The organism is Shewanella sp. LC6 (assembly GCF_006385735.2).
Lineage (GTDB): Bacteria > Pseudomonadota > Gammaproteobacteria > Enterobacterales > Shewanellaceae > Shewanella > Shewanella xiamenensis.
This window is the reverse complement of sequence record NZ_CP043902.1, coordinates 3,943,970-3,970,949: the sequence shown is the minus strand read 5'-3', so window position 1 is coordinate 3,970,949 and position 26,980 is coordinate 3,943,970. Positions and strand designations below refer to the sequence as shown.

The window sequence follows — 26,980 nt, the reverse complement described above, 5'->3', positions numbered from 1 at the left end:
GATATATCGCGTTTTTGAGACTATTCATCATTAGTGATTTGACGTGTAATCCCGAGCTTCTTCATTCGCGATCTGAGGGTACTTGGCGGGACGCCGAGTACACTGGCTGCGCCGTTTGCGCCCGAAATACGCCAGTTCAGCAGTTTTAATGTTTGCTCAATATGCTGTGCTTCTGCCTCGGCCAAGGTTTGTAATGGTGAAGCCGCGGTTTGAGTCTGTAGGTGATTCGTGGGCATGGCATGGATATGTAAAATATCCGTTTGAGATAATATAGCCTCACGCTCAAGGATATTCTGCAATTCGCGCACATTACCAGGCCAGCTGTAGGCCATTAATTTTTTTAGGCCTTTTTGACTTACCCCTCGGATTTTTTTACCCAGCTTACGGTTAAGGGAGTGCAGTATATGGCTGACAAGCTCGGGCATATCCTCCAGTCTCGCCCTCAGCGGTGGCACTTGAATTGGGAAGACATTCAAGCGGTAATAGAGATCCATTCGAAATAAGCCCTGTTCAACGCGTTTGAGTAAATCATGATGACTGGCGGCGACTAAGCGAATATTCACCTTGACGGTTTCGCTGCCGCCGAGTCGCTCAAAGGATTGCTCTTGGATCACTCGCAGTAACTTAGATTGCGCCTCCAAACTTAATTCGGCCACCTCATCGAGAAACAGGGTGCCTTGATGGGCAAGTTCGAAGCGGCCCTTGCGCTGTTGAGTCGCACCCGTAAAGGCGCCTTTCTCATGGCCAAACAGCTCACTCTCTAACAGTGAGGCTGAAAATGCCGCGCAGTTAACGCTGATCATGGGCTTATCTTTGCGGCGACTCAGTTGATGTAAGTTGCGGGCAACCAGCTCTTTGCCTGTGCCATTCTCGCCACAAATCAATACGGTACTGTCGGTATTGGCCACCATATGCAGTTGCTGGATCATATGGCGGATCACTGCGCTACTGCCCGAAATATCCACATCGCCAGTCTTATCGGCTAACTCGGCTTGGAGATAATGATTCTCGCTGGCCAGTTGCTCCGACAGAGCTTGAACCTGTGCTAAAGCCTGGCGTAGCGACTGCTCGGTTTGTTTTTGAATACTGATGTCACGAAATATCGCGACTACACCGATAAGTTTGTTGTCCCGATAGACGGGCGTAGAGCTGTAATACACGGGAAAGCTGCTGCCATCCTTACGCCAAAACACATCGTGGGTAATTTCCCTTGCAATCCCATCCTTTAAGGTGTTGTAGATGGGGCAATCTTCCTGGGGATAATGACTGCCATCCGCATGGCTATGATGATGGCAATTATGGATATTTTTGCCGAGTAACTCTTCATTCTTCCAGCCCGTCATGCGCTCGGCGGCGGGATTGATAAAGACAGCATTGCCATTTAAATCAAACCCATAAATGCCTTCACCCACGGCATTGAGCAGTAACTGATTCTCTGGCAGAAAATGTTTATCCAAGGGCATTACGGCGGGCTGTGTTGATGTCATTCCGTTGATTCCTTAATACGAATGAGTGCCTAGAGTATAACCCCTTGAGTCGTGTCGCGATATATCGCGAGTTGCTTTGTCATGTTTGAATAGAATGGTTTTGAGGCTAGCTTAGAGGTCTGACCATTAACTTGTTGATAATAAAAAGCTTATATTTTAATCAATAGAAAGTTTTATTTAGTGCTGGCTTAAATTGCTGAATTGTTATAAAAATGTTTCATAAATATTATTGGCAAGGTTGAAATAGACCAGTGCGCTTACCCTTATATGGGAATATGCATTACTTCGCTAAGATATTTATTTAAGTAACTCGCTAGTTATAAAACTATTTTTATAGTGTTTTGGGGTTAGACGGCTGTTGAGAGTACGGAGTGATTTTCTGCCCACCTTTCCGGAAAATTGCTTTCTACTGATTTGAAGTGTGCAAAAAGGCTGCGATGCAGCCTTTTTTATTGCGCTCTAATACTCCATTTTTGAAGATTAAGCCAAATAAGCAAAATAGATTACAAGGCTTTAGCCTGAGCTAAGCCATTAAGCACGGCATCGATGGTGAGTTTTGACGGTAGTACTATGCCGTTAGGCGCCCTTGGACCATAGACCTTATTGTAAGGTGTACCCGGTACTCCTTCATGTTGCATGTAGTTCGCGATGGTGGAATCGGCTTCGCTCCAATTTCCCTGCATCAAAATAATCTTGTCGGCCATCAGTGCATTCACCACTTGCTCCCTATGGGTGACTTCAGCCTTATTGGTTTGGCAAATGCTGCACCAGTCTGAGGTGATATCCACAAACACTGTGTAGCCTTGGGCGACCAGTGGGGCGATTTTTTCGGGGGCCAGCGTGCGCCACTGTAGCTTTTGATAGGCTTGATAATCTTCGCCTTTATGCACAAAACCGATAATTCCGCCTAGGCCAACGGCGAAAAATCCCAACACAAAAATCACCGCCAGTGGAATGCGCTTACCTTTGCTACGTTGCCAGATTAACAGACCAATCGCGCCCACAAGTAATGCGAGAATGACCAGACTGATGAGAGTGATAGTGCCCATAGATGCCTACATAAGTTTCCGATAATCCATTCTATCTTAGCGGCTAACAGCTTAAATCTGCGTGAATTTATGTTTTAAAAGCCGATTAAACCTTTGACGCATTCAGTTGCAATTGTGCTTTTGCGCCGAGTGCACAGTCTTTGTAAGCTGGTGCACTAATAAAAAGACCACAAAATAATGACTACAGAAGGGAAGGATAATTGATGCGAGTGCTAAATAAAAAGTCAACGCCCGCAGGGCTAACATGGGCAAGTATGTTGCTGCCCTTGTTATTTACTGTGTCCATGGTCGGCCATGCCGAGCCTGCTCAAAAAGGCGAAGCCAAAGTGGATAAGTTAGTGCCAGAGGTGGTGACCACTAAGCATAAAATGACGATTCAAAATCAGAAGATCAGTTATCAAGCCATTAGTGGGGAGACCATTTTAGAGGATGATAAGGGTGAGCCTCAGGCCAGTATTTTTTCTATTACTTATTTAAGGGATGATGTGCAGGACAGCAGTAAACGTCCGGTTACGTTTATTTTTAACGGTGGCCCAGGTTCAGCCTCGCTTTGGCTGCACATGGGACTCTTTGGGCCCAAACGCGTGATTGTGCCCGATGATGCCAAAGATGATGGTGCGGCACCTTATCGGATTGAAGCTAACGATTACTCATTACTCGATGAATCTGACTTAGTGTTTATCGATCCTGTGGGTACCGGTTTTAGCCGCGCCCTTGGTGAGAAGAAAGGCACCGATTTTTGGGGCGTAAAAGAAGATGCCCAATCCATTGCCGAGTTTATCCGCCGTTGGTTGATTGAACATAAGCGTTGGAATTCGCCCAAATACCTTGCCGGTGAAAGCTATGGTACGACGCGAGCCGCGGCATTAGTGGATGAACTTCAAGGCGGCTGGACCGATATCTCTGTCAATGGCGTGATGCTGATTTCATCGATTCTCGACTTTAGTCACGCTCGCTATCAACCGGGTAACAACCAACCCTACATTGGTTTTTTACCGACTATGGCGGCGACTGCGTTTTATCACAATAAAGTCAGTGATGCCGATAAGGCCTTGGGGCTCGAAGCATTTGTCGAACAGGCGCGTCAATTTGCTATTAAGGATTACGCCTTAGCCCTATTACAGGGCAGCCGTTTAGCGCAAAGTGATTATCAAGCTGTACGCAAACAGTTGGCGCGTTTTACGGGCCTGAGTGAGTCCTACCTCGACAGAGTAAATTTACGGGTGAGTGCGAGTCGCTATACCAAGGAATTGCTCAGGGATCAGGATTTGACCATCGGGCGGTTAGACAGTCGCTATACTGGCAAAGATTACGATAGTGGTGGTGACTCGACCGATAACGACCCGTCAGGATATGGTATTGATGGTGCTTATACAGCGGCTATCCATCAATATCTGTATGAGGATTTAGGGGTTAAATTATCACGCCCCTTCAACGTGCTTTCCACCGATGTTAACCGTGGCTGGAACTGGAATATTAGCGGTAAACAAATGCATTATGTGAATGTGGCACCCTATTTAGGGCAGGCGCAGCGCGAGAATAAAGACTTGCGTATTTTTGTCGGTAACGGATATTTTGATTTCGCAACGCCCTTCTTTGCGACTGAAAATACCTTTGCCGATAACGGCATTGATAATAGCCGCGTCACTATGCATTACTACAAGGCGGGTCATATGATGTATGTAGAGCCTGCATCGCTTGCGCAACTGGTGCAAGATATTCGCGCTTTTTATCATCCCAACGGGGTGAAATGAGAGTGACCGTATTGCTAGGCCAGTGTTAAACTGCCACTCCTGTGAAGGCCCTTTTGAGGGCCTTTTTATGCTTTAAAGGGTTGAAAATGAGCTTTAGTACTTGGTTGGGACTATTGGCGATTTGTTGCTTGGGCGCTATGTCCCCTGGGCCGAGTTTGGCGATGGTCGTGCGTCATACTTTAGGCGGTGGTCGCGGGAAAGGGATTGTGTGTGCTTGGGCGCACTCGATTGGCATAGGGGTCTATGCGCTAGTCACGCTACTTGGTCTTGCGGTAATGCTGAAAAATGCGCCTTTGGTTTTTAATGGGATAGCGATTTTAGGCGCGCTCTATCTGGCATGGATGGGGATCCAAGCATTACGCTCAAACGGTGGCATGCAGGCAAAACTTACGGCGGGGGAGGCGACGGATACACTTACAGCGGCGCGCGATGGTATCGCGATTTCCCTGTTCAATCCTAAGATTATGCTGTTCTTTTTAGCGCTGTTTAGCCAATTTGTGATGGTTGCAGATAGTTTTACAGGTCAAGCACTTATCGTACTAACACCACTGGTAGTTGATGGGCTCTGGTACACCTTAATTGCGTTAGTGTTGTCCCATTCGAGTGTATTGCCTAAGTTGCGGGAAAAAGCGGGCTTGATTGATAAACTTTCTGGTGTGGTATTGATTCTGCTGGCAATACGGGTGCTGTATAGCCTCTATGTGTAGTTGTTCACTATTTTTGGAGCATATAACTAGGATTGCCCGCCAAATAGCTAGTACCGCTAAAATTAGGTTTCACGCATCTTACGGCGCCATCTAACATTGCTAATTCTTGAAATTCCGAAGTAAGAAATAGCTTTATGTGGCAATGGAGATCTTGGGATTCATGTTTAAATACTGCCAGCAGATTCTCAGGGCTACCAGCTTGTTGATAAACTTTGGTTAGGTGATATTGATGTGCGCTTAATGTTGATTGTGATATAAGCGCATCACCCAAATTCACAATAAACCACTCACATGTTGAAAGCATAATAATTTACCTTACCTGAACTCGGGGTAACGAGTGTCGAAAAAATCTAAATTTAACAAACTAAATCAATGCTATAAATGATTTTTTTGAAAGGAAAAATCTTTTCTTTCTGACTGAGTGCGCAGATTTTTGCGTATATCAAGGCGCTCAGTCGTACGGCATCGCGAGCTATGGTTAGACAGAGCAACGCACAGAGGCCCGAAAAGATGCCTATTCAGCGGCTCTACTTATCCCGAGCTCAGGTTACCTCGTTAGCGCTGCACAGTGTAAAATCTTTTAGCTGAATAAATGGTTTATGGGGCGTAACGTCACATTGGTCTGAGATTCGTTACCACACCTCATCTGACTATATCGCTAGTGCGGCTTTTAGCGTTGTAATTTCAGTGGGTGTTAGCGGTCGCATTTCTCCCTCTGGTAGAGTGTTTAGTGTGTTTGTTGCTGCTTTGCTTTCTGTACAATTATCTTCGCTTACTGTTTCAAGGCTGAGTGTCATTAAGGCCACTCGCTGTAAATCGATAACCTTATAACCTAAGGCGCTGGACATCCGCCGAATTTGCCGATTTAAGCCTTGGATCAGCACTATTTCAAATTTATCTTCACTAAGCCTACGAACGTTACAGGGGAGAGTATCTACCTCTTTGTACTTTACGCCGCTGGCCATTAGCTTAATAAACTCATCGGTGAAGGCCCTCTCTAGCTGCACATGATAGGTTTTACTGTGGGCAAAACTGGGGTGCATCAGTTTGTGGGTGAGTTCGCCATCGTTAGTGAGCAGCAATAATCCGCGGGAATCCTTATCTAATCTGCCGACGGGGTAGAGTCTTGGTGTTGGTGGCAGTAAGTGGAGCAAGCTGGATTTATCGTCTTTGAGTAAACGGCAATCTGTACCTACGGCCTTATTGAATAGCCAATAGGTAGGAGTTTCGCTGCCTAATACAGGCTTTGCATCCAAGCAAATACTATCAAGGCATTGACCATCTGCATCGAGCTGGACTGGGTCGTGATGTGTGGCAATCTTACCATTTCGCGTAATGCGTCCTGCCTCAATTAAGCGGCAGGCTTCTCGGCGTGAACTGAGGCCACATTGGGCAAGGTATTTAGCTAGACGCATAAATAATTAAGTTAAAACGGGTGATGGACTTGGGCGCGATAATACAGGATTTTGGATAAACGACGCATCGCAAATGCAAGGCTTAAGCACCAAATAATATTGAGGTTCGTTTGCAGCCACATATTGGTACTAACCAAACAGAAATGATTGTCTATATCACAGGGCGGAAAATCCAGTTGGCTCCAATCCAGTTGTAAACTCAGGCTAATAGCGCTGATAAAACTTAATAAACTCAAGTAAAACAAGGGCCTTGGGCAGATAAATTTAGGAACGACTCCGGCAATAATCACTAAGGCATGCAAGGTTAGCGTGCTTAAGAGATAGCTAGTGGAAACCAGTCTATGCATGGTTAAAAAGTTAATCGGAAAAATGCCCATCAAAATCACCGAAGTGCCAACCCAAACTCCTGTGAGTGCAATATATTGGCTAAAGCTATCGAGCTTGAGTAAGTACAGCCCAGCCATTGAGATCAGCATGCAAATCCCTGCGGCCAATAATCCTAAATTAAACACATAGGCAAGGGGCGAATGGGTATAGTCCCCTAAAAAATCGGCGCGGATAAATAGGGCGCTAACGCCCATGGTTTGGTATTGTCCATACAGCGCGACCATCACTCCTATCGCACTGAGCAGTGCGGCTCCCACAATCAACCAAGTGATTAGGCGATGTAAATCGTAAAAACTGGGTTCACGCTGTCTTGGATTCATTTGGTTTTTAATGAATAGTGGTGTGGGTTAAGGGGCAAGGTTGAATAATCGGGTGTAACTTGCCTGAATCCCTTCATGATGGCAAGTATTCTAAATAATGGTAAATTTTTAACCTTTAAAACAAAGGGAGCCAGTCAAGTGGCTCCCTTTGTTTTGTGTTGCTTTCAATAAACCTTGTGATACTTAACTACATCAGTGGCGTTTACGGAAAATGACAATTGCAATGGCTACTGCTGCGAGGATCATGCAATACCATGCATGGGACACGGCTGCTAGCGGTGTGATGCTAAATGTCGAGGCGATTAACAGCGCTTGTGCACCATAGGGTATTAACCCTTGGATAATACAGGCAAAAATATCGAGTACACTGGCAGCTCGTTTAGGTGTTACGCCGTGTTTTTCTGCAAGATCTTTCGCAATGTCACCAGTGACAACAATCGACACCGTATTGTTAGCAACGCAGCTATTGGTCACGGCTACAATTCCCGCCATCCCTAATTCTGCCGCGCGGCATGAGGCTTCGCCTTGAGCTTTTGAGAAACGGGTGATGAGCTTTTCAATCTGTTTGCTCACAAAGGCTAAACCACCTTGTTGCTGCATCAGCGCGGCTAAACCACCGACTAACATCGACAGGATAAAAATTTCCTGCATATTGCTAAAGCCCGCGTAGATATCCTTACCAAATTGGATTACGCCATAGTCCATCGTCAGCAAGCCAGTGGCACCCGCAAGCAGTATGCCTAAGGTTAAGACGACAAATACGTTTAGTCCTGCAACTGCTAATACTAGAATCGTCAGGTAAGGAATCACCTTAATAAAGTCGATATCTTGAGCGGCTAGAGCGGCTTGGCCTTGTCCTGCGATGACAAAGGCAACAAAGGTCAGCAGTGAAGCTGGGATGGCAAAAATCAGGTTCTCGCGGAATTTATCTTTCATATCACAGCCTTGAGTTCGAGTGGCCGCAATCGTGGTATCCGAAATAATTGAGAGGTTATCACCAAACAGTGCGCCAGACATCACGGCGCCGGCCATCAGGGCATAATCAATTTGTGCCTGATCGGCAACGCCTAAGGCGATAGGTGCCACGGCGGCGATCGTGCCCATAGAGGTACCCATGGCCGTTGCAATAAAGGCGGCAATCACAAAAAAGCCTGGCAGTAATAGGTTTGAGGGAATAAGAGATAAACCTAAGGCTACGGTTGCATCGACACCGCCAGTGGCTTTCGCTACCGCCGCAAAGCCGCCAGCCAGCAAGTAAATTAAACACATGGCAATAATATTGCTATGGCCAATTCCACCAATAAAGGTATCAATGGCTTGATTTAATTTTTGCTTTGATAGCACCAAAGCCAAAATAATGGCCGGCAGAATAGCGATAACACTCGGTAATTGATAGAAAGCAAAGTCCACACCTTGGCTTTGGAAATAGACGCCTGCGCCAATAAACAGACTTAAAAAAACGAATAAGGGTAATAGGGCAACAAATGATGCCGGGTTACTCGGTGCAGTGGTTTGGGTTGATTGACTCAATGTAATTTCTCTTTTACTCGGCGGGTTGTCTGCGTGCTCCTTGGCAGTCAAACTCGCTCTAAATCTATGTCGCCTTGGCATCATATCCTAGCAACTTGGTGCCAAGCATATTGGATTGCCAATTTACTGTCAATCTAGACGTCTAGATGTTTTTACTTCCGTTGTAATCTGTTCGTTAAAAAGAGGTTTAAATCGTGGTTTGTCTTAATTTTTAATCTTAATAAACAGTATATTAAAATTATTCTATTAATGATTTACTGGTTGTTGTTAGCCAATGCTAAATGTGGATTACTCAGTAATATAGCAATAGGGGGCTATTTCTTCCTCCACCGCTGATACAGTTTAGTGGATCTTAAGTTGGTGTACGATTCGGTGTTGTTAGGTTTTCTGTTGTTTTTGACACAGTACTACGTGCTGAGAGTGTGAGGAGTTATGTTAGTTTTTAACATTTTAATTTTGCGGGTATCTTTTCGCATAACATACTAAGGCCACTCTTGCTGTTAGTAACCAGATGCGGTAAAACGGTGATCCTTCATCCACACCTCACATAGCCAGCAGCATCGTGATACGAAGAGCTAAGCCATTACTGGGCACGTTAATTGAAATTGCAGTCGAATCGGTAGTTGAAGAACCCAGCCAACCAACACTCGATGAGCAAGCCATTCAAGCTGCGATTACTGCGGCTTTTTCTCGCATTACACAAATTGGACGTTTATTAAGTTTTCATCAGCAAGATAGTGAGTTAAATCTTCTAAACCGTCAGCCTGGCCATTGGGTCACCCTAAGCCAAGATAGTCTAAGGGTATTTAAATTAGCCAAGTGGTTTGGTAAAGCCAGCGACAACTTATTTAATTGCACCATTGGTGGTGAAATGATGTCTCGCGGGGCGTTACCTTGCTACCTTGGTATGCCGCTACTTTTGCAGGGCGATTGGAAAGATATTGAAATTAAAGGGAACCAAGCGCGGTTAGCTCGGCCATTTATTGTTACTTTTGACGGTATCGCAAAGGGGTATGCGGTTGATATGGCAGTAAGTGAGTTACGTCGTGCAGGGGTTTCTGGTGGTTGGGTCAATGCGGGAGGGGACTTGCGAGTATTTGGTTCTGCCTCCTTGGATGTGCTTTGTCGAGGCTCAAATGGATTAAGCCAGAAGATAACAGTCCGCAGGCTCTGGCAAGCTCACGAGTTTCGCAGCAATTGAGCCTAGGTTGTCCAGCATTATTACTGCCGACAGGTAATGTCGATATGATGAGCTTTGATGCGTCTAATGAGCGTGTTGTTAGCGTTCAAGCGCCTTTCGCATGGCGTGCAGATGCACTAACCAAGGTGGCAGGTTATCTTTCAGCTAAAGCTGCAAAAGATAAAATTAATCAGCTCGGCGGCCAGTTAGTCTGTTAACCGTTATATTTAAACATGCTCGGTACTAAGGCGGTGTGGTTGACGTGCCGCAGTTTGATGTACCTATCGGATTATTCTCTTCAAGCCATTGTTTTAAATGAAAACAGGCCAATCCTTTTGGGCTTGGCCAGTATCTCAAATGCCTCTCTTTAAGCGACTTTAAAGCGTGAGACTTCTTTTTGTAGATTGCTACAAATGGCTCGGGTATTGACCACTATTTGCTGTGTTTCTTGGATCACTATATTGCAATATCTTGTTTTATCAGACAGTTCGGTCAAGTTACGATTGATTTCCTCAGTGACGTGGGTTTGTTCTTCTGTTGCGGTCGCGGTTTGAGTCGACATCTCACTGACTTTAGAAGTGGAATTTAGGATCTGATCTAAGGCATCTTGTGTCTGACTGGCAAGGGTAACCGTCGAATGGGTGAGGCTGGCGCCTGATTCAATACTCTTCACCGCATCATTAACGCCCCGCTGCAATTCTTCGATCATGCTCTGAATATCTTGAGTCGACGTTTCGGTACGACTCGCCAGAGTACGTACTTCATCGGCGACCACCGCAAAACCACGCCCTTGTTCACCAGCACGAGCAGCCTCAATGGCAGCATTAAGAGCGAGCAGATTAGTTTGCTCCGCAATTGAGCGGATCACATCTAGTACCGAGGCAATATTAGCGGAGTTGACGGAGAGCTTTTCGATAACAGCGACTGCATTTTTAACCGATTCAGACAATTGCTGAATATGATGCACCGATTGCGTGAGGATTTTTTTCCCCTCAATAGTCTGATCATTGACCTTAGTGATTTCGGTAGCAGTATGCAGGGCGTTGCTGGCCACTTCCCTTACCGCTGCACTCATTTCATTTACGGCTGTAACTATGGTGTCGACAAATTGTTCCTGCTCGTGGCTGATCCCTATGGTAGTAGCTGATTTAGTCGCTAGGTTTTCAACAGTATGGCTCACATCTTTGGTTTGGCTGATAATGGCGATTACCATCTGTTGCAGCTGGGCAACGAACAAGTTAAAAGCATTGGCCAGTTCGCCAATTTCATCTTGGCGAGTGATAGGAATTCGTTGGGTTAAGTTGCCATCACCATCGACTATGTCATTAATTCTATTAGTAATGTCTTGAATCGCGTTGACGATAATCTTAGGGCCAAAGTAGGCAATCACGAGGGCGACAATAGCGACAAGCGTAGCGATCGTAACTGACATTTGAGTTTGGGCTGTAGCCTGCTCGGTGGCTTGTAAATCCAGTTCTTTAACGCGATTGTCGGCGGCTTCACCTGCGGTATTGTAGATGTTTCTTAGGGCTTTAAACTCTTTTTTGGATTTGCTTTCGTGTAGTTGTCTTGCTAGGTCAAACTGACTATTTTTTACTGCATTTATCACGTCAGATGAGGCTTGATACCAGAGCGAAAACTGTGCTTCAAAGCCATTGGTGGATTGCAATACTGGGGCATGATCCTGCAAGAGTTTTTTAAACTCCCCCATTCGATCGCGGGCCTGATCGACATTCTCTTGCCAGTTATCTATTTCGCTTTTACGGCTGTCACTACCCAGATCGGATCTGAGTAACACTTCTTCACTTAGCTGTGCTTGGTAGAGATCGCGGTCAGCGTTGAGAATGGCTGAAATCGCAGGATTAAATAACTGACTAAACTCCTGCATTTGCTTAAGAGTTGAGCGGCTTTGCATAGCATCAGTAATTGCCATAACGATCAAGGCGGTCGCCATAATGGCAAACATCAGCGAAAACTTTACTCGAATACTATTAAACATAGGGTACTCCATAACGTACTGACAAAATTGCTTATTAAATAGCTTAGTCGCTATTTTGTGGTTTGCAGTAACAACAGACAATTAAGGAGAATCATCGTAGGAAAGCCCCACTGATATGGGGCTATTGAGTCGATTTAATCAGCACAGGCGCTTAGGGCTGATATTTTAGGTTTGGGCTTTATCTGCACTAACATTACCCCCAAGATAACCATTGAACCGCCAAGGTAGTGATAAATGGCTAAGGTCTCATTTAAGATTATCGCCGCAAATATAGCCGCCAGAATTGGCATTAGATTGAAGAAAATACTGGTGCGTTCGGCGCCCAATTTGCTAATGCCATTAATCCACGCCCAAGGGGCGATGAGTGATGCACCAAGGGCGGCATACACAATAAGTGGTGCAGCTTGGCTGCTAATCGTGACGCTTGGCGCAGTAAACAGCAGCGGAGTTAACATCAACACAGCGATAATGCCCTGAATATACACTGATTCCCACGTCGATATCGGTAGCTGCCAGCGTTTTAGCAGTACCCCATAAAGGGCGTACACAAACGCACTGATAAGTAATAATAAATCCCCCTCAGTAACCCCTATCGCCAGATTAGCCATATCCCCGTGGCTTAGCATAAACACTAAGCCCAGCAGTGAGATTAGGCTGCCAGCAAAAACTAATGGCGAGAGCCTTTGCTTGAGTAAAGGTACCGCCAAAAACAGGCTTACCATAGGCACTATCGAGTTGATTAATGCCATATTGGTGGCGGTTGTCGTCGCGGCGGCAAAATAGGCAAGGCTTTGGTTTAATACCATTCCTAAGGCGGCTAAGGTCGCTAATTTCGGTAGTAGAGGAATGATTGTTCTACGTTTTTTCAAGACGGGTTTGAGCATAAAAGGGGTAAGCACAAGCATGGCAAAAAACCAGCGATAAAAGGCAATGTCTTCAGGGGCGATAATTCCAAAGGAAAGTTTGTTAACAATGGCGTTACCCGCCCAAATCATTACGGCGAGTAGTGGAAATAAATACAACATAGGTCAGTCTTCATTGGGGGAAACGAGCCGATGCCAAGTGGCAAACGTGCTGTCATAGATAGTCGCTATTATTGCTGGTCTTTTATGATATAAATATTGCTTAAAAGACAATGTCAGTTCCTCAATAGACAACCACCGCATCAATCGATGTTTTGATTGGATGTAAAGTCGAGTTTTAGGAGTACGATGCACCCTGTTTACCATCCACTTAATTCTGAGCAAGCGCCAGTGGCAGATATTTTCTTCAACTATGAAGCCTTTCTGCCCAATACCATTACACCAAAACATAGCCACATTTGGGGGCAATTACAGCTGATCAGTGGTGGCATTATGGAGTTGCATGCGGCTGGACAACGATTTTTGTCGCCATCCCAATATGCGATTTGGGTGCCAGCAGGCGTAGAGCATGAGAGTTACACCCGCCGCAGTATCCATTATTGCTCATTGAATATTGTTGCCTGTCGGGCGCAGGTTTTTCCTGATGAAACTTGTTTACTTGCGGTGACGCCGATAGCGCAGGCAATAGTGAACGATCTCCGCCAGCGACAGGTGCGTGTTGCACAAACGGATGCGGATAAACGTTTGGTTGAGGTGTTAATTGACCAGTTAATCTTAGGTCAGGCGCAGCCACAATTTTTGCCTTCGAGTACCGATAAACTGTTGCAACCTATTTTGCAGCAACTTGAACTCGAGCCAGCCAGTCAAATAAGTCTTAAAAGCTGGGCGAGTGAATTACATACCACAGAACGCACACTCGCTCGGCGTTGCCAAGACCGCCTTGGAATGAGTTTTACTGAATTGCGTCAGCGACATAAGTTTATTTATTCGTTGCAATTGCTACGTGAAGGCTTATCAATCAAAGAAGTTGCCCTGACATTGGGCTATAACCAAACTTCACCCTATATTGTGATGTTTAAAAAATATGCTCAATACTCACCCGAGCAATATCGCCGCCAGCTGGCATAAAAATAGGGCGCGGCTATTGCCGCACCCTATGTCATAAAAGAGAGGATTTAAGGGATTTTTATAACAGGCATTAATCGGAGGCTTTTTGGCGATTCCGCTTATCCTGTCGCTTCTCTTTTAAGGTTTTCATCGGCGGTTTTTTCGCTTTTTCTTTACTCATGGAAAATACTCCTAACTAAAATGAGATTAAGTAAAGTCAAACTATCGAGTGTAGCGCCGCATTCTCACCGACAGTTAGTTCAAATTAATCTATCGATAAATTTGAATAATTTAAAGCATTCTGAGCGAGATAAAACACTTTGACCTCTTTATGGTTTCTACATAAGCGCTGCCATACTTAGTAAGTTTTTAAGAGGAGTAAGTGTTAGCTCTCTGCTATTAATTTATTTCGCGGCCAGTCAATAACTTCAAAATCGTATCCTCCAATATATTTTTATGCCTGTGCTAGATGCCGCCGCAAATAGCGACCTAAAAGCATGTTGCCACTGAAATTTGAACATGCTTTATTCTAATGCTGTTAGTTTTGCCGTTAATTTTTAGGTTGTCTCTTGCTAAGTGAAATATCCTTCACCATAAACAGCACGGGCTTACCTAAAATATTTACCTCAGCATATTCACCTTTGGTTCGGCCCAGTAAGCTCACACCTAAATCGGAAATGACAGAGTAGCGACCCGCTCTTGGTTTGTGTCTAGGTGGGTATACCAGTTCTATACGATACTCCTGCTGATCCTGTTGATTAACGAGGAGCACTTCACGCCCAACGGTCACTTTATCTAGGGTTTCTTCACTTTTAAGTTGATCGAGCTTTGCTATCACCGCCGCCAGTGCGGTGGGGCGTAATGAGGCATTAAAACTGTTTTGCAAGTAATAGGTTTCTGTTTTCAACATAAAAGACTGAAATAGATTACTAAAAAAAGAATAAAACATAGCTACCCCAAATATGAGCTAGATAACAGCTAAGCCCCAGCATAAAAATAGGAGCAATAAATTGAAATGTGGGTAATCAGATGCCGAGTGCGAGTAGCACTCGGCTTAAACTGGGAATTTAAGGGACAGGCGTGCCGCGCGGGATAAATAATCAAGTGTATTCAGCATTAACCAAGCTGACTTAAGTCTGAGTAATGAAAATGCATTTTTTAACACGGGCTACATCTCCATATAATTTTAAGATTAAATTAATCATCTAACAGAGTTAATGATTAATAAACTGTCCATACCATAGGCCAACTAAAAAAATAAAGCAAGTCTGAAAATGATTGTCATATTAATAACAATATAATAACGGATAACTGGATAAAACTTATTTTACTCAAAATACTTGTTCTTTAATTGCAGCTGTTAAATTTTAAAGCACTATGTATAAAAATGTTTAGACTTCTAGATGGCCGTCTGGTAGCTTGGGTGCAGTGCACAAATCTTGTGCGGTTTTAGTGTCTATTTTCGCAAAGTGCCCCCAATGTTTGTGTTGGCTTAGGCGCAATGGTTGGGAATTTTTCAGGGGAAGGAAGCAAAAATGAAACTTGAATCACTGGCGTTACACCACGGATATGAGTCTGAGGCAACGACTAAAGCTGCTGCGGTACCTATTTATCAAACGACGTCCTATACCTTCGATGATACCCAGCATGGTGCTGATTTATTTGACTTAAAAGTCGCTGGCAATATTTATACGCGGATTATGAATCCAACGACCAGCGTACTTGAGCAGCGTCTTGCCGCCATTGAAGGCGGGATCGGTGCGCTTGCTGTGGCGTCTGGCATGGCGGCTATTACCTATGCGATTCAAGCTCTTACTCAGGTTGGCGATAATATCGTCAGCACCAGCCAGCTCTATGGCGGTACTTACAATCTGTTTGCCCATACGCTGCCGCGCCAAGGAGTCGAAGTGCGGATGGCGGCCTTTGATGATTTTGAAGGACTTGAAGCTTTAATCGATGCCAAAACCAAGGCGTTATTTTGTGAGTCTATCGGTAACCCCGCCGGTAATATTGTCGACCTTAAACGTTTAGCCGAGATTGCCCATAAACATGGTGTGCCTTTAATTGTCGATAACACTGTCGCCACGCCAGTACTATGTCGCCCGTTTGAGCATGGTGCCGATATCGTTATTCATTCCCTCACTAAATACATTGGCGGCCATGGTACAACCATTGGCGGTGTGATTATCGATTCGGGTAAATTCGATTGGATGGCGAATAAAGAACGTTTTCCCTTGCTAAATCAGGCCGATCCTTCCTACCACGGCGTGGTCTACACCGAAGCCTTTGGCCCTGCGGCCTTTATCGGACGTTGCCGTGTGGTGCCGCTGCGTAATACGGGGGCGGCACTTTCACCCCACAGTGCTTTTTTACTGTTACAGGGGCTTGAAACCTTAAGCCTTAGAATGGAGCGCCATTGCTCAAATGCGTTGGCATTGGCCGAATACTTGATACTGCATCCTTCCGTTAGCTGGGTAAATTATGGTGCTTTGCCGAGCAGTCCTTACCGTGAGAATTGTGAAAAGATCACTGGCGGTAAAGCCTCTGGGATCATCAGTTTTGGTATTAAAGCGGCAACGCCAGAGGAAGGTAAAATCGCGGGAGGTAAATTTATTGATGCCCTGAAGATGATTTTGCGCTTAGTGAACATTGGTGATGCGAAATCGTTAGCTTGTCATCCTGCTAGCACCACCCACAGACAGCTGGATGCGAATGAACTTGCTAGAGCTGGGGTGTCTGAAGATCTCATTCGTATTTCCGTCGGCATTGAACATATCGACGATATTATCGCCGATGTTTCGCAGGCGCTGGAAAAAGCTTTGATGTAAAGTTTGTCATATCATCGTATGTGTTTGAAAAAGGCCGCTAGTAGAAGCGGCCTTTTGCGTTTGAAGGATAAATGTCTCTTACTCATTTGCTTCTTGAAGGCGGTTACGCGCTTTTTGATAGAAGTAAGATACGCTCAGTAAAATGACTCCAATTAACATAAAGGCGATCACTTTTTGCACCAGTTCAAAGGACGCCATATCCAGTAATAACACCTTGAGCGTGGCTAAGGTAAAGAGCCCTGCGGCGAGGCGGATCATATCCGCATGTTGGGGTTTTAAGCTGATAAACATCAATACACTGCCATGCACCACTAATAAAATCGCACTGAGCGGCGCGGCAATCATGTTATCAAATACATAACTCCAGGTGAGATAGCTGAGCGCAAGTAATCCATGCCAACCCCATTTCAACCATTGCAGCGGTAAGAAGCGTCTATGTAAACGGATAGCAACGCCGCGGCATAATATCAGCGTGGCAAGCAATGCTAAGGCGGTAAATTCGCAGAGGATCAGTAACGCATTATTTAAATCTACTCTCAACGATATCTCAAAATGCAGCAGGATAGGCAGCAGCGCTAGGCCAAGGCAAAGACCGTAGGCAAGACTGTAGCTTGAGCGCACTGCGGCTTGGATTTCACAGGCAATGTGACCGAATAAGCTGGTCTTTTCGCCCGTATGGTTAGCTCCTCTTTGGAGTAATAGTGCAAAGTAGCCACTGAGCGCTAAAGCCGTCATCGACCAAGCCACCACATCAGTGCGATTTAATCCATAGACAAGTACAGCCAACGGCAGTGCAAAGTAATAGGGGCTCAGTTGCCATTGAAGGGTCAATAGCTGACGCCATCTGTCGGGGAGAGTGCGATAACGAATGAGTACAAATCCCATAACAAGCATGCCAATCAGCAGCGCAATAAGCCCTTGCCAGATTTCAATCAGACATAAGCTCGCTGTGGTGAGTATGGCAAGCCAGGTCAGAATTTTAGTTTCAATCTCAAGGGCTTTGTGTCTAACCAAATAGGCAAGTCCAAGGCTGAATAGGCCGCTAAACCAGAATGCGGCTGCGGTAAACTCCCAATAACTGCGGATGACTTTAGGTAATAAAAACAGTGGTAAAAGAAGATAACAGCCGATTTGTATCTGTTTAGCGGCCTGAGCGAATAAGGATTCTGGATAGTATCTACGATACCAATAATGACCCAACAATAGGGCGGCGAACAATTCAATCCGCGCGAGTTTGGCCATCAGTGGTTGTGCACTAAAACTCATGCTGCCGGAGAGGGTAACGCCTTCGATTACAGCAAACAACAATGGTAGCAGCAATAGCCAGGCGGCAAACTCACTGACCACCAGTTTATCTTTGCTACTTAAATATAAGAGTAACAGGCTAAGGAGTGGCACAATGGCGAGGTAGTAATCACTGCTAACAAGATAAGCTGTAATCAATAGCGTCGCGACATAAAACCCGCTGAGGGTTTCTTTTAGCAGATAACAGAGTTGCCCTTCTAAGGTGGAGAGTGTTGATTCATTAGTTTTTAATTGATTGATTGTAAATAACAATCCGCCAGCACTTAAAGCTAATGCGATAAGGGGGAAGCCAAGGGCACCCACTGGCGATAAGCCGCCGAGTTCGAGTAAGGTCAAGCCCGAGAGTAGGCTGTAGGCATTGAGCGCCAGTCCCATCACTAGCAAGACATAGGCTTCGGCGCGCACTGAAATCAGTTTTTCGTTGAGACCAATCCACAACAGTAATATTGCCTCGAGTAGCAATACTAATCCTAAGAAATCATGGCTTACCAGATAAAGTGCCGCAAAGGCGGCAAAGCTTCCGCCAAACACTAGCAAGAGGCTAGATTGGGATTTAGCGAGCCGATTGTTAAGTTTGAGGTATAGCCCTACGCAGACTAGTGCGTTAGCGACAAATATTTCCCCTGCAAACTCAGTAAATTGTGTCAGTTCAAAGATCACAAAAGCCAATAACGCAATCGGCAGTGCCAATACCCTATGGCTTAGTGATGTTGTCGATGAGTTAACGATAAGCCCAGCTAGCCCATAGAGATAAAAGAGCGCGTTAAGACTCACAACGGCCAGCACAGCTTCGCTGTGCCATTGCTGGAGTGGTAAATCGACAAAATAGCTGAAGGCTTCAATACAAGCGATATGTAATAAGGCGGTCATTTCAAGCAGTAATGGCCACTGCAATTTGCGGCTTTGTGCTAATGCCCCAGTACCAATCAGCAGTAAGTAGGGAATATATAGCAGCGGCGCATAGCTTTGGGATAACAGCATTATCGGTGCCGTTGAGCCACCAATTAAGGCGATGACCGCAATGACTTTAGCATCGAGGCGCATTGAAAGGCCATAGCCCGCTAAGGTAATCAATAGCAATAGAATAAAGCTGGCGCCGTTGGGAATAATCTCAAAATAGGGGCCAATAAAATAAGCGCACAGGTAGTTTAAGATCAGCCCTAATCCAACGATTCCCGAGCCAAAATCGGCCATACCTTGGCGTTTTTGACGGATAAAAATGCCGCCAGCGATAATCGCATTTGCACAGCCAAAACCGAGTAATGCTTTACCAAGTTCAGAAAACCAGTGATTGATGGAATATTGCAGCAGATAACCAAAACCTAGGGTGAGGGTAATAATGCCGGCCACAGTCATTAAAAACACTGGCCCCAAGCCCTTCGCTTGATAATGTTGATAGAAGCCTTTTAGCTGTTCTTTTATGGCCACAAAGGGAGCCATTATTGCGGCAATACCTTGCGATAAAAAGGCTTCTACTTGGGCTTCAACTTGGCTTGTTGCTTGAACACCTAGTTCTACCCTAGTTTGCTTTATCAGCTCGAAATCAGTGGCTTGTGGCGAATCATGTTGCTCGCGAGAGCGCGGGTTAGTTTGGCGCAGCCATGGATCATCCTGCCAAGGTGACGTGGCAGGGGCTTGTGACTCAATAGGATGTGAAACCGTTTCGGACTGCAGAGCGGCATGGCTCGCCATTGCGTGGGCATCTGTTGTGAACGCAATCGGGGATGACTCGGCAGCAGATTGCTCAGTTATGCTGCTCGTGTGAATGAAACCATTATTTTGCTGTTCAAGCTTTAAGCTTAAGGAATCGAGTTTGGCTGAGAACTCAGCTAGTTGGCGGTCAAGTGAAGATTGCTGCGCGAGGTGCTGCAACGTTAATTGCGTCAATTCTGCCTTGAGTTGCTCTACGTCATCCTTTAACTGCATATCAGTATCCTAAATACGCTATCCATATAAATCAGGTACATAAAAGTCTAAGTTGTTTAGTTTTATGTATTTGCTTTCGCGGATTGTACTGACAACTTCGGGCGGCGGCTAGTTAAAAGCCGCTGTTCAGAACATTCTGATGATGAGCATCTGAGCTAATTTTGCGAAAACAGCGCTAATCGCTAGCGCCAGTTTCGCGGTGTAGAAAGGACTATTTTTGGGCTTGCAGGATGACAAATTTGCCATTTGAGGCGACGGTGGTGCAGTTTTTAAATAAGCGTTGTAATTTCACATGATAAGCCAAGTGGCGATTGCCAACGATATGTAAAATCCCACCATTTTTTAACCGACGACGGGCATCTAAAAACATTTGCCAAGCAATATGATCGGTAATGGCCTCACCTTGATGGAAGGGCGGATTACACAGCACTAAATCAGGCTCTACATTATCGGGAAAGTGGCTCATGCAATCATCCCAATGAAAATGTCCCTTACCTTCGGGGAGTTGATTGGTTGTCCAATTGGCGTTTGCCGAGGCAACAGCCATTTCGGAGTCATCGATAAAATGGATATCGGCATTGGGATATAATTGGGCGGCACGAAGCCCGAGCACGCCATTACCACAGCCAAGGTCGACAACCGTTTTAAACTCTCCTTGGGGTAGATTGTCGAGCATAATTCGTGCGCCAATATCGAGCTTGTTGGCGGCAAATACGTTGCTTAAGTTGCTGATTTTCAGGTTAACCCCTGGAATATCCCAAATGATTTCATTTGGCAGTGTTCTTGGCTTACCATCACTAATACAAGTGATCACGCGGGTTTTCTTCCAAGCAAGGCTGGCGCTCGCTGGCCCCAAGTGTTTAGCAAATAATGCCAGTAAACTCGCGTTGATTGATTTGGCTTTTGCGCCAACGAAGACGCGACAGCCAGCCGGTAATACCTGCGACAGGCGCATGAGCTGGTGGGCAAAGTAGGTGAGATTCTTCGGTAATTTCATCAACACTAAGGCGACATCTTGAGGCAAGGTGTCGCGACTGGTAAACCATTGCAGGTTATCCATCGGCAACTGATTGTGATGATGATTTTGCTCGGCACCTAAAAAACTGGTTCTGGCATCGGTTTCAACGCGAAGCGGCCAGTTGGGATTGATACGCGAGAGGGCGCAACTTAAGGCGCCAAAACTATCGTTAATAATGGCCGTTGGCACAGCTGGTTGTTCACCTTCAATCAAACTATTGATTAAATGCTCGTCTGCGGCATCCCACGCTTGAAGATTCGATTCCTGCGATGCGGGATAGCGAAATAGTGCGAGTTCTATTCCTGCTACTGAAAATTGTGTCGTCATGTTGTGTTGTGCCAATAAAAATAAGGCGCTGATTATCGCAGATTTCATGGCCGCTTGCGATGTTTGCCTTAGTTTGTATACCTTGAAGTATGTCTTTGATGCCGTACCATGGCAGCCAAGTTTACTGGTCAAATTTGAATCCTCAGACTGAGGCTGGATACACTGTTGACTCGCAACGCTGCGCAAACCTACGTAAAACACTACTATCATTGGCGTTAGGCTGATTGTCGAAAGAGCGAACTGTGAATAAGGTGGGGGTATGAAACAAGCTGAATTAGGATTCGAATTTGAGGATTATCCTTTGGATACACCTGATGATGTGCTTGCCATCGAAAGCCTCGATATTGGACAACTCGAACCACCTATCACCTTAGTGCGGGATTATCTAGGTAAGGCGCAGCAAAATGCGTTGATTAATGAGGCGCAATCATATCCGCTTACTAGCCCGCAAATTCAAGTGTTTGGACGATACCATTCGATCCCTCGCCAGCAGGTTTGGTATGGCGATTTGGGATGTGACTATATGTATTCGGGGCTATTTATTCGCGCCTTGCCTTGGCCTCAGTATCTGCAAAAATTACGCGATAAATTGCAGCGAGATTTTAGCCTTGGCAGTAATGGGGTGTTAGTTAACCGTTACGCCGATGGCCAGGATTGTATGGGGGCCCATAGTGATGATGAACCTGAAATTGCCCACGGCAGCGATATTGCCTCCATCAGCTTAGGTGCGACTCGTGATTTTGTGATGAAACATAAACATAGCAAGCTTAAATACACGATTAGTTTACATAGTGGTGATTTATTAATTATGCACTGGCCTATGCAACGTGACTGGTTGCACAGTGTACCTAAGCGCCTAAAGGTCACAGAGCCTCGTTGGAACTACACATTTAGGCAACTTATCGTTAATTATCATGGATAATTGAAAGGTTATTGAATTCAAAATGTTGTCGGATTTGTTAGGTTTTAAGTTGCAAAACGGGCGCTGAAATTTGATCTTTTATACTTGAAGCAGTACTCTGCGGCCACTGGATTTACCCATATTGAGAGTTGAATATGTCCAATACCCAAGTGCAGAGCACAGTGGCTGAGACCATCAATCAGAAGTTAACTGAGAGCTTCTCACCAACCTATTTAGAAGTGCTAAACGAAAGTCATCGTCATCATGTACCTCCTAATTCAGAGACTCACTTTAAAGTTGTGGTGGTCAGCGATGAATTTGAAGGGCTCCGTTTGCTTGCCCGTCATCGCTTGGTGAACAACTGTTTAGCCGATGAGTTAGCTAATGGTGTCCACGCGCTATCTATTCATACCTTTACTCAAAGTGAATGGGCGACGAACGTCGAGGTGCCTAAAACTCCCAATTGTCGCGGCTAATTATCGCTATTTAGGACGGGTCATGCTTAAAACAAAAAGCCACTTTATTAAAGTGGCTTTTTGTTTTAAGTCAAATTGGTCTCATTCTTAGGTTCCCCTGTCGAATATTCTGTGTTAACAATATGTTCTATTTATTGAGTTAAGCGCCTATTTTCTACAAAAAGAGTGCTATTTTTCATGTGGTTAACAGTTTTTGTTGCGGGGAGTGCGTGATGCGTTATTTGGGGGGGCTGTTATTAGCGGTATTGTTTTTTGGCGTGACTGGCTGTAATCCCTCATCTCAACATGCGGAGTCTATTTCCGTTGCTGAAGGGCCTCCTGTTAAAGAGGTGATTGAATGGCGTTTAGCCACATCTTGGCCAAAAAATTTTCCTGGGTTAGGCATGGCCCCCGAGCGTTTTGCCACGCTTGTCTATGAGATGTCCCACGGCCGATTGCACATTAGCGTCTACGGCGCGGGAGAATTAATGCCTGCCTTTGCGGTATTCGATGGCGTTAGCCAAGGTAAAATCCAGATGGCGCATGCAGCCTCCTATTATTGGAAGGGCAAAGCCCCCGCCTCCCAGTTTTTTTCTTCAATTCCCTTTGGGATGACAGCACAAGAGATGAACGGCTGGTTACATTATGGTGGTGGTATGGCGCTGTGGGAGGAAGTCTATCGTCCCTTTGGCATTATCCCTCTGGCTGGTGGCAATACGGGAATGCAAATGGGTGGTTGGTTTAATAAACCCATTAATACGATAGCTGACTTTAAAGGATTGAAGATCCGCATGCCAGGCTTAGGCGGTGAGGTGCTCAAACGTGTCGGTGCTGTGCCCGTCAATATGCCAGGAAGAGAACTCTATGGTGCTCTGCAAACTGGTTCAATCGATGCGGCTGAGTGGGTTGGGCCTGTGAATGATCTCGCCTTTGGCTTACATAAAGTGGCTAAATATTATTACTATCCCGGTTGGCATGAACCAGGTTCCAATATGGAGTTTTTAATTAACAAGGACGCTTTTGAGAATCTGCCTAAAGATTTGCAAGCCATCGTTAAGACGGCTGCGCGTGCCATTAATCAAGATATGTTGGATGAATACACCACGCGTAATGTCAGTGCACTTGAAACTCTTGTAAAAGAGGAAGGGGTAGAGCTTAAGGCGTTTCCGTCTGCTGTGTTAACTGAACTTGAACGGATCTCACAACAGGTGATTGCAGAGCAGGCGCAACAAGATCCCATGATGGACAAAGTCTATAGGGCTTATCATGCTTATGAGCAAGGCGTGCGTGAATACCATAAGATTTCTGAAGATGCCTACAGCCAACAACGACAGCATTAATGATGGCTATTTACCCAAAATGTTCATATTAGCACCTTACTGATATGAGATGATTTCATCTTGCGTTAACTTGTTACTGTTTGGTGTTATGCTTGCACTCATATAAATAGATAGCGACAGTGTCGTTGTATCGCCCTGATAATTTGGAGATCCCTATGCCATTACTTGATAGCTTTACTGTTGACCATACTCGAATGAATGCACCTGCTGTGCGTGTCGCCAAACATATGACTACCCCCAAAGGTGATGCGATCACAGTATTCGATCTACGTTTTTGCGCGCCGAATAAAGATATCCTTAGCGAGCGTGGTATTCACACTTTGGAACATTTATTTGCAGGCTTTATGCGTGATCATCTAAATGGCAATGATGTGGAAATTATTGATATTTCGCCAATGGGCTGCCGCACTGGGTTTTATATGAGCCTGATTGGTGTGCCCACTGAACATCAAGTGGCGGATGCTTGGCTTGCTTCTATGGAAGATGTGCTGAAAGTCGTTGAACAATCTGAAATTCCTGAGCTGAACGAATATCAATGCGGTACCTACGAGATGCACTCTTTGGAGCAAGCACAGGAAATTGCACGCAATATTATTGCTGCTGGTGTGAGTGTTAACCGCAACGATGATTTAAAACTCAGTGATGAGATTTTAGGTAAACTCTAAGCCGCCAATATGGGCTTAACGCGAAAGCGTCAAGAAAGCGACATTAGTCGCTTTTTTTTTCGAACTAATTCCGCTATTTTACAAAATAACAACAAACGCCGTACGCTAACAAAAATTTTGGGAGCTTGGTATGCCAAGTCGCTATTTTGTCATGTCGCTGACCGCGCTGGCGGTTTCCTGTATTTACGCTAACTCACTCAATGCAAATCCCCTTTATTCTCAAACGCTCGATTTAGCCAAGCTCAATGATCAGTACCATTCCAGCGATGATGCGATGCAATTAAGCAATCTTAATAGCTTAACCTTGCTTCGAGCTGACCATAGTGGCAATTCCGCCAATATCAGTATGCGTTCTGCCAGCCAAGGTGTCGCTGTAATGCAAGATCGGGTGTATTTCTCACCTGCGCCTTACTCAGCCCCTCAACTGCAACTCTTACCCCATCTTTTATTACAGCAAAGTGTGACGACTACACCACTGGCCAATATGGCTGTTGGTGGTCAGGGAGCGTTTGGGGTTGTGGATTATCAAAGCCTTAACATTATTGAGCGCCCGCAATCCGGCAGTGTTCAAATTGAGGGGACAACAGATTCCGATGTAAATGCTGGCCTGCGTTGGGGCGTTAAGCAAAAAGAATACGGAGCCTTATTTGCCGCCAATTATTTAAAACAACAAGGCGATGCGAATTTTTTAAACGGCAGTGATGCTGACAGAAAAAAAACGGATATCTTATTTAAGGTCAACGCCACGAGCTTGCTTGGTGCTCGCAGTCCACAGCAAACTGAATTTACCTATCAATTTATCGATGACGATAGTTATCGCTCATTGCTTGGGATAACGGCTGCCGACTGGCAGCAAGATCCATTACAGCTATATTCCGCTACAGCACAAGATAACCACCAAGGGAGACAGCATAAATACCAGTTATCACATCAAGTGGATTTGGGTGACAGTCGAGTGATTAGCGACTTTTACTATCAATCATATTCACAACAACTGGATCAGCTTGGCGCGTTTAATGGGCAAAATATTGGCTTGGGAACGCTTTACGACATTGCCGCCTTTGACCGAAATCCCAGTGTTAATGGTGCCGATATCAATATGTTGGTACAAGATAATGATTACAGTGCGTTTGGTGCTCAGACTCAGGCGATAAACCAATATGGAGAGCATCAAATTACCTACAGTGCTCGTTATCATACCGATAAAGCCGAAATGCGTTTCGGTGATCAAACGGCTTTGTGGCAAGCGGACAGAAGTATAGTGCGTGATGAGTCTAATGCGGTGTTAGCTTACACCGATGATGCCACTGCGCTGACGTCGGCAATCGACTCTTTATGGCGTTGGCAAGGTATGCAAATCAAGTTAGGGCTTACTTACGAGCATGTCAGTGTCAATCGTGAGCTTAGCTTAGTCTTTGCAGGGCTTGATGAGGCTGACTTTTCTGATAGCGATTGGATGCCACAATTTGGTGTACTGTATGACGCTGGCGATTGGCGCTTTAGTACTGATATCCGCCGAGCGTGGGCAGCCGCGAGTGCAGGCAATCTTACTCAGGAAGCACAGGAGTCACTCCATTATCAAGTCAGCGCCCAATATGCGAGCGAAGGGATTAAGGCCGATTTGCGCGCCTATGTGCAAGAATTTGATAATCTACATGTTGATTGTGATAGCTATTCCATGTGTGTTGATAGTCGTCTACTCACCCAAGAGAATATTCCTGATGTGCTCAGCTATGGGATTGAACTCGGCCTAGGTTATCAGTGGATGCTGGGTGAATTTGAATTGCCCTTAGGCTTAAGCTATCAGTATCTTAGCGCTGAATATCAGACGAGCACCTGCACCGATATCCAAGGCTGCGTCCTGGAGGGCGACAAACTGGCTTGGTTACCCGAGCATCAATTGCAATTGAGTGCGGGGATTGAATACGCCCAATATCAATTAAACCTTGTTGCTGCTTATCAATCTGAGCGTGATTTCAGTCAGTATGGTAGTGAGTTGCAGCGTGTTGACGGTCAATGGCGTGCCGATATAGCGGCTAATTACGATATTGATAAGCACCATCGATTGTATGTTCGGGTCGAAAATCTACTTGATGAGTCCTTGGTAACCTCAGCATCAAATAGCGGAATTCGAGTAGAAAATGGACGGATCAGCTATTTGGGCTATCAATGGCGTTTCTAAACTGAGTTAAATCTTGTTTGACGATTGTTCAGCAAGAAAGCGAAAAGGTATTTATATTTCTGGTTATCTTGATATATCGACCTTTTGCTAAATTAATTCTTTTAAAATTAATGTTATAGTATTTAGTGACCGTAATACTCTCTCTTTCTGAGCCCTCACTCGGTCGGAAGGTGAACGCTGTAGTGCATGATTCTTTTAAATCCTTATTTTAGGTTTGAAAACACCTATAATTTTC

Annotated in this window: 20 protein-coding genes and 1 pseudogene; 10 read left to right on the top strand and 11 right to left on the bottom strand. The window is 45.2% G+C overall.

What is annotated here, in order from left to right:
• Positions 1-20: 20 nt before the first annotated feature.
• Complete coding sequence (locus FJD32_RS17860; protein WP_088586024.1) at positions 21-1,487, bottom strand: sigma 54-interacting transcriptional regulator; 1,467 nt, start codon at positions 1,485-1,487, stop codon at positions 21-23.
• Between the two features lie 503 nt (positions 1,488-1,990).
• Positions 1,991-2,536: a thioredoxin family protein gene (locus FJD32_RS17855; protein ID WP_037427092.1), complete on the bottom strand. Its 546-nt coding sequence runs from the start codon at positions 2,534-2,536 to the stop codon at positions 1,991-1,993.
• Positions 2,537-2,739: 203 nt separating this feature from the next.
• On the opposite strand from FJD32_RS17855, the gene FJD32_RS17850 reads away from it, so the two are divergent.
• On the top strand, positions 2,740-4,290 hold the full coding sequence (locus FJD32_RS17850; protein ID WP_226770030.1) for a peptidase S10: 1,551 nt from the start codon (positions 2,740-2,742) through the stop codon (positions 4,288-4,290).
• An 86-nt stretch (positions 4,291-4,376) separates the two neighbouring features.
• Positions 4,377-4,997, top strand: a complete 621-nt coding sequence (locus tag FJD32_RS17845) for a LysE family translocator (protein ID WP_037421487.1) — start codon at positions 4,377-4,379, stop codon at positions 4,995-4,997.
• A 7-nt stretch (positions 4,998-5,004) separates the two neighbouring features.
• Here FJD32_RS17845 and FJD32_RS17840 read toward each other — a convergent pair whose 3' ends face one another.
• From FJD32_RS17840 to FJD32_RS17825, 4 genes are all read right to left on the bottom strand, one after another.
• On the bottom strand, positions 5,005-5,301 hold the full coding sequence (locus FJD32_RS17840) for a hypothetical protein (RefSeq protein WP_037415058.1): 297 nt from the start codon (positions 5,299-5,301) through the stop codon (positions 5,005-5,007).
• A gap of 346 nt (positions 5,302-5,647) precedes the next feature.
• Entirely contained in the window at positions 5,648-6,412 is a 765-nt protein-coding gene (locus FJD32_RS17835; RefSeq protein ID WP_088586022.1) for a 23S rRNA pseudouridine(2604) synthase RluF, read from the bottom strand.
• A gap of 11 nt (positions 6,413-6,423) precedes the next feature.
• Positions 6,424-7,119: a hypothetical protein gene (locus FJD32_RS17830; RefSeq protein WP_088586021.1), complete on the bottom strand. Its 696-nt coding sequence runs from the start codon at positions 7,117-7,119 to the stop codon at positions 6,424-6,426.
• A gap of 192 nt (positions 7,120-7,311) precedes the next feature.
• A complete protein-coding gene (locus tag FJD32_RS17825) occupies positions 7,312-8,649 on the bottom strand; it encodes a Na+/H+ antiporter NhaC family protein (protein ID WP_088586020.1) in 1,338 nt (445 codons plus the stop codon).
• A 562-nt stretch (positions 8,650-9,211) separates the two neighbouring features.
• Between FJD32_RS17825 and FJD32_RS17820 the strand changes: the two are divergent.
• A pseudogene (locus FJD32_RS17820) lies at positions 9,212-10,047 on the top strand (FAD:protein FMN transferase).
• 149 nt (positions 10,048-10,196) lie between these two features.
• Here FJD32_RS17820 and FJD32_RS17815 read toward each other — a convergent pair.
• Both FJD32_RS17815 and FJD32_RS17810 read right to left on the bottom strand, forming a co-directional pair.
• Positions 10,197-11,828, bottom strand: coding sequence for a methyl-accepting chemotaxis protein (locus tag FJD32_RS17815; RefSeq protein ID WP_088586018.1), 1,632 nt, complete (start codon positions 11,826-11,828; stop codon positions 10,197-10,199).
• Positions 11,829-11,962: 134 nt separating this feature from the next.
• Positions 11,963-12,853 carry a DMT family transporter gene (locus tag FJD32_RS17810; protein WP_088586017.1) on the bottom strand — a complete coding sequence of 297 codons (891 nt, stop codon included), beginning with the start codon at positions 12,851-12,853 and terminating at the stop codon, positions 11,963-11,965.
• A gap of 186 nt (positions 12,854-13,039) precedes the next feature.
• On the opposite strand from FJD32_RS17810, the gene FJD32_RS17805 reads away from it, so the two are divergent.
• Positions 13,040-13,819, top strand: coding sequence for a helix-turn-helix transcriptional regulator (locus FJD32_RS17805; protein WP_088586016.1), 780 nt, complete (start codon positions 13,040-13,042; stop codon positions 13,817-13,819).
• A 529-nt stretch (positions 13,820-14,348) separates the two neighbouring features.
• On the opposite strand, the gene FJD32_RS17800 is transcribed toward FJD32_RS17805, so the two are convergent.
• Entirely contained in the window at positions 14,349-14,747 is a 399-nt protein-coding gene (locus tag FJD32_RS17800; protein WP_037427074.1) for a GreA/GreB family elongation factor, read from the bottom strand.
• A 586-nt stretch (positions 14,748-15,333) separates the two neighbouring features.
• Between FJD32_RS17800 and FJD32_RS17795 the strand changes: the two genes are divergently transcribed.
• Positions 15,334-16,626, top strand: a complete 1,293-nt coding sequence (locus FJD32_RS17795; RefSeq protein WP_037427071.1) for an aminotransferase class I/II-fold pyridoxal phosphate-dependent enzyme — start codon at positions 15,334-15,336, stop codon at positions 16,624-16,626.
• Between the two features lie 78 nt (positions 16,627-16,704).
• Here the strand turns inward: FJD32_RS17795 and FJD32_RS17790 are convergent, their stop codons facing one another.
• Positions 16,705-19,857, bottom strand: coding sequence for a DUF2339 domain-containing protein (locus FJD32_RS17790; RefSeq protein WP_037427069.1), 3,153 nt, complete (start codon positions 19,855-19,857; stop codon positions 16,705-16,707).
• A gap of 211 nt (positions 19,858-20,068) precedes the next feature.
• Positions 20,069-21,202, bottom strand: a complete 1,134-nt coding sequence (locus tag FJD32_RS17785; RefSeq protein ID WP_037427119.1) for a methyltransferase — start codon at positions 21,200-21,202, stop codon at positions 20,069-20,071.
• Positions 21,203-21,461: 259 nt separating this feature from the next.
• Between FJD32_RS17785 and FJD32_RS17780 the strand changes: the two genes are divergently transcribed.
• The 5 genes from FJD32_RS17780 (at position 21,462) to FJD32_RS17760 (ending at position 26,745) form a co-directional block, all read left to right on the top strand.
• On the top strand, positions 21,462-22,124 hold the full coding sequence (locus FJD32_RS17780) for an alpha-ketoglutarate-dependent dioxygenase AlkB (RefSeq protein ID WP_037427067.1): 663 nt from the start codon (positions 21,462-21,464) through the stop codon (positions 22,122-22,124).
• A gap of 134 nt (positions 22,125-22,258) precedes the next feature.
• Entirely contained in the window at positions 22,259-22,579 is a 321-nt protein-coding gene (locus tag FJD32_RS17775; protein ID WP_037415031.1) for a BolA family protein, read from the top strand.
• A 212-nt stretch (positions 22,580-22,791) separates the two neighbouring features.
• Positions 22,792-23,898, top strand: coding sequence for a TRAP transporter substrate-binding protein (locus tag FJD32_RS17770; RefSeq protein WP_037427064.1), 1,107 nt, complete (start codon positions 22,792-22,794; stop codon positions 23,896-23,898).
• Between the two features lie 155 nt (positions 23,899-24,053).
• Positions 24,054-24,563: an S-ribosylhomocysteine lyase gene (gene luxS, locus FJD32_RS17765; RefSeq protein WP_037415025.1), complete on the top strand. Its 510-nt coding sequence runs from the start codon at positions 24,054-24,056 to the stop codon at positions 24,561-24,563.
• Positions 24,564-24,693: 130 nt separating this feature from the next.
• Positions 24,694-26,745: a TonB-dependent receptor gene (locus FJD32_RS17760; protein ID WP_140906703.1), complete on the top strand. Its 2,052-nt coding sequence runs from the start codon at positions 24,694-24,696 to the stop codon at positions 26,743-26,745.
• Positions 26,746-26,980: the final 235 nt, after the last annotated feature.

Excerpts from the sequence above, each read along its gene's own strand:
- FJD32_RS17815 (WP_088586018.1), bottom strand. The coding sequence starts at position 11,828 with ATGTTTAATAGTATTCGAGTAAAGTTTTCGCTGATGTTTGCCATTATG.
- FJD32_RS17830 (WP_088586021.1), bottom strand. The coding sequence starts at position 7,119 with ATGAATCCAAGACAGCGTGAACCCAGTTTTTACGATTTACATCGCCTA.
- FJD32_RS17790 (WP_037427069.1), bottom strand. The coding sequence starts at position 19,857 with ATGCAGTTAAAGGATGACGTAGAGCAACTCAAGGCAGAATTGACGCAA.
- FJD32_RS17780 (WP_037427067.1), top strand. The coding sequence starts at position 21,462 with ATGAAACAAGCTGAATTAGGATTCGAATTTGAGGATTATCCTTTGGAT.
- FJD32_RS17785 (WP_037427119.1), bottom strand. The coding sequence starts at position 21,202 with ATGACGACACAATTTTCAGTAGCAGGAATAGAACTCGCACTATTTCGC.
- FJD32_RS17810 (WP_088586017.1), bottom strand. The coding sequence starts at position 12,853 with ATGTTGTATTTATTTCCACTACTCGCCGTAATGATTTGGGCGGGTAAC.
- FJD32_RS17855 (WP_037427092.1), bottom strand. The coding sequence starts at position 2,536 with ATGGGCACTATCACTCTCATCAGTCTGGTCATTCTCGCATTACTTGTG.
- FJD32_RS17795 (WP_037427071.1), top strand. The coding sequence starts at position 15,334 with ATGAAACTTGAATCACTGGCGTTACACCACGGATATGAGTCTGAGGCA.
- luxS (WP_037415025.1), top strand. The coding sequence starts at position 24,054 with ATGCCATTACTTGATAGCTTTACTGTTGACCATACTCGAATGAATGCA.
- FJD32_RS17845 (WP_037421487.1), top strand. The coding sequence starts at position 4,377 with ATGAGCTTTAGTACTTGGTTGGGACTATTGGCGATTTGTTGCTTGGGC.
- FJD32_RS17840 (WP_037415058.1), bottom strand. The coding sequence starts at position 5,301 with ATGCTTTCAACATGTGAGTGGTTTATTGTGAATTTGGGTGATGCGCTT.
- FJD32_RS17770 (WP_037427064.1), top strand. The coding sequence starts at position 22,792 with ATGCGTTATTTGGGGGGGCTGTTATTAGCGGTATTGTTTTTTGGCGTG.
- FJD32_RS17760 (WP_140906703.1), top strand. The coding sequence starts at position 24,694 with ATGCCAAGTCGCTATTTTGTCATGTCGCTGACCGCGCTGGCGGTTTCC.
- FJD32_RS17775 (WP_037415031.1), top strand. The coding sequence starts at position 22,259 with ATGTCCAATACCCAAGTGCAGAGCACAGTGGCTGAGACCATCAATCAG.
- FJD32_RS17860 (WP_088586024.1), bottom strand. The coding sequence starts at position 1,487 with ATGACATCAACACAGCCCGCCGTAATGCCCTTGGATAAACATTTTCTG.
- FJD32_RS17800 (WP_037427074.1), bottom strand. The coding sequence starts at position 14,747 with ATGTTTTATTCTTTTTTTAGTAATCTATTTCAGTCTTTTATGTTGAAA.
- FJD32_RS17850 (WP_226770030.1), top strand. The coding sequence starts at position 2,740 with ATGCGAGTGCTAAATAAAAAGTCAACGCCCGCAGGGCTAACATGGGCA.
- FJD32_RS17805 (WP_088586016.1), top strand. The coding sequence starts at position 13,040 with ATGCACCCTGTTTACCATCCACTTAATTCTGAGCAAGCGCCAGTGGCA.
- FJD32_RS17835 (WP_088586022.1), bottom strand. The coding sequence starts at position 6,412 with ATGCGTCTAGCTAAATACCTTGCCCAATGTGGCCTCAGTTCACGCCGA.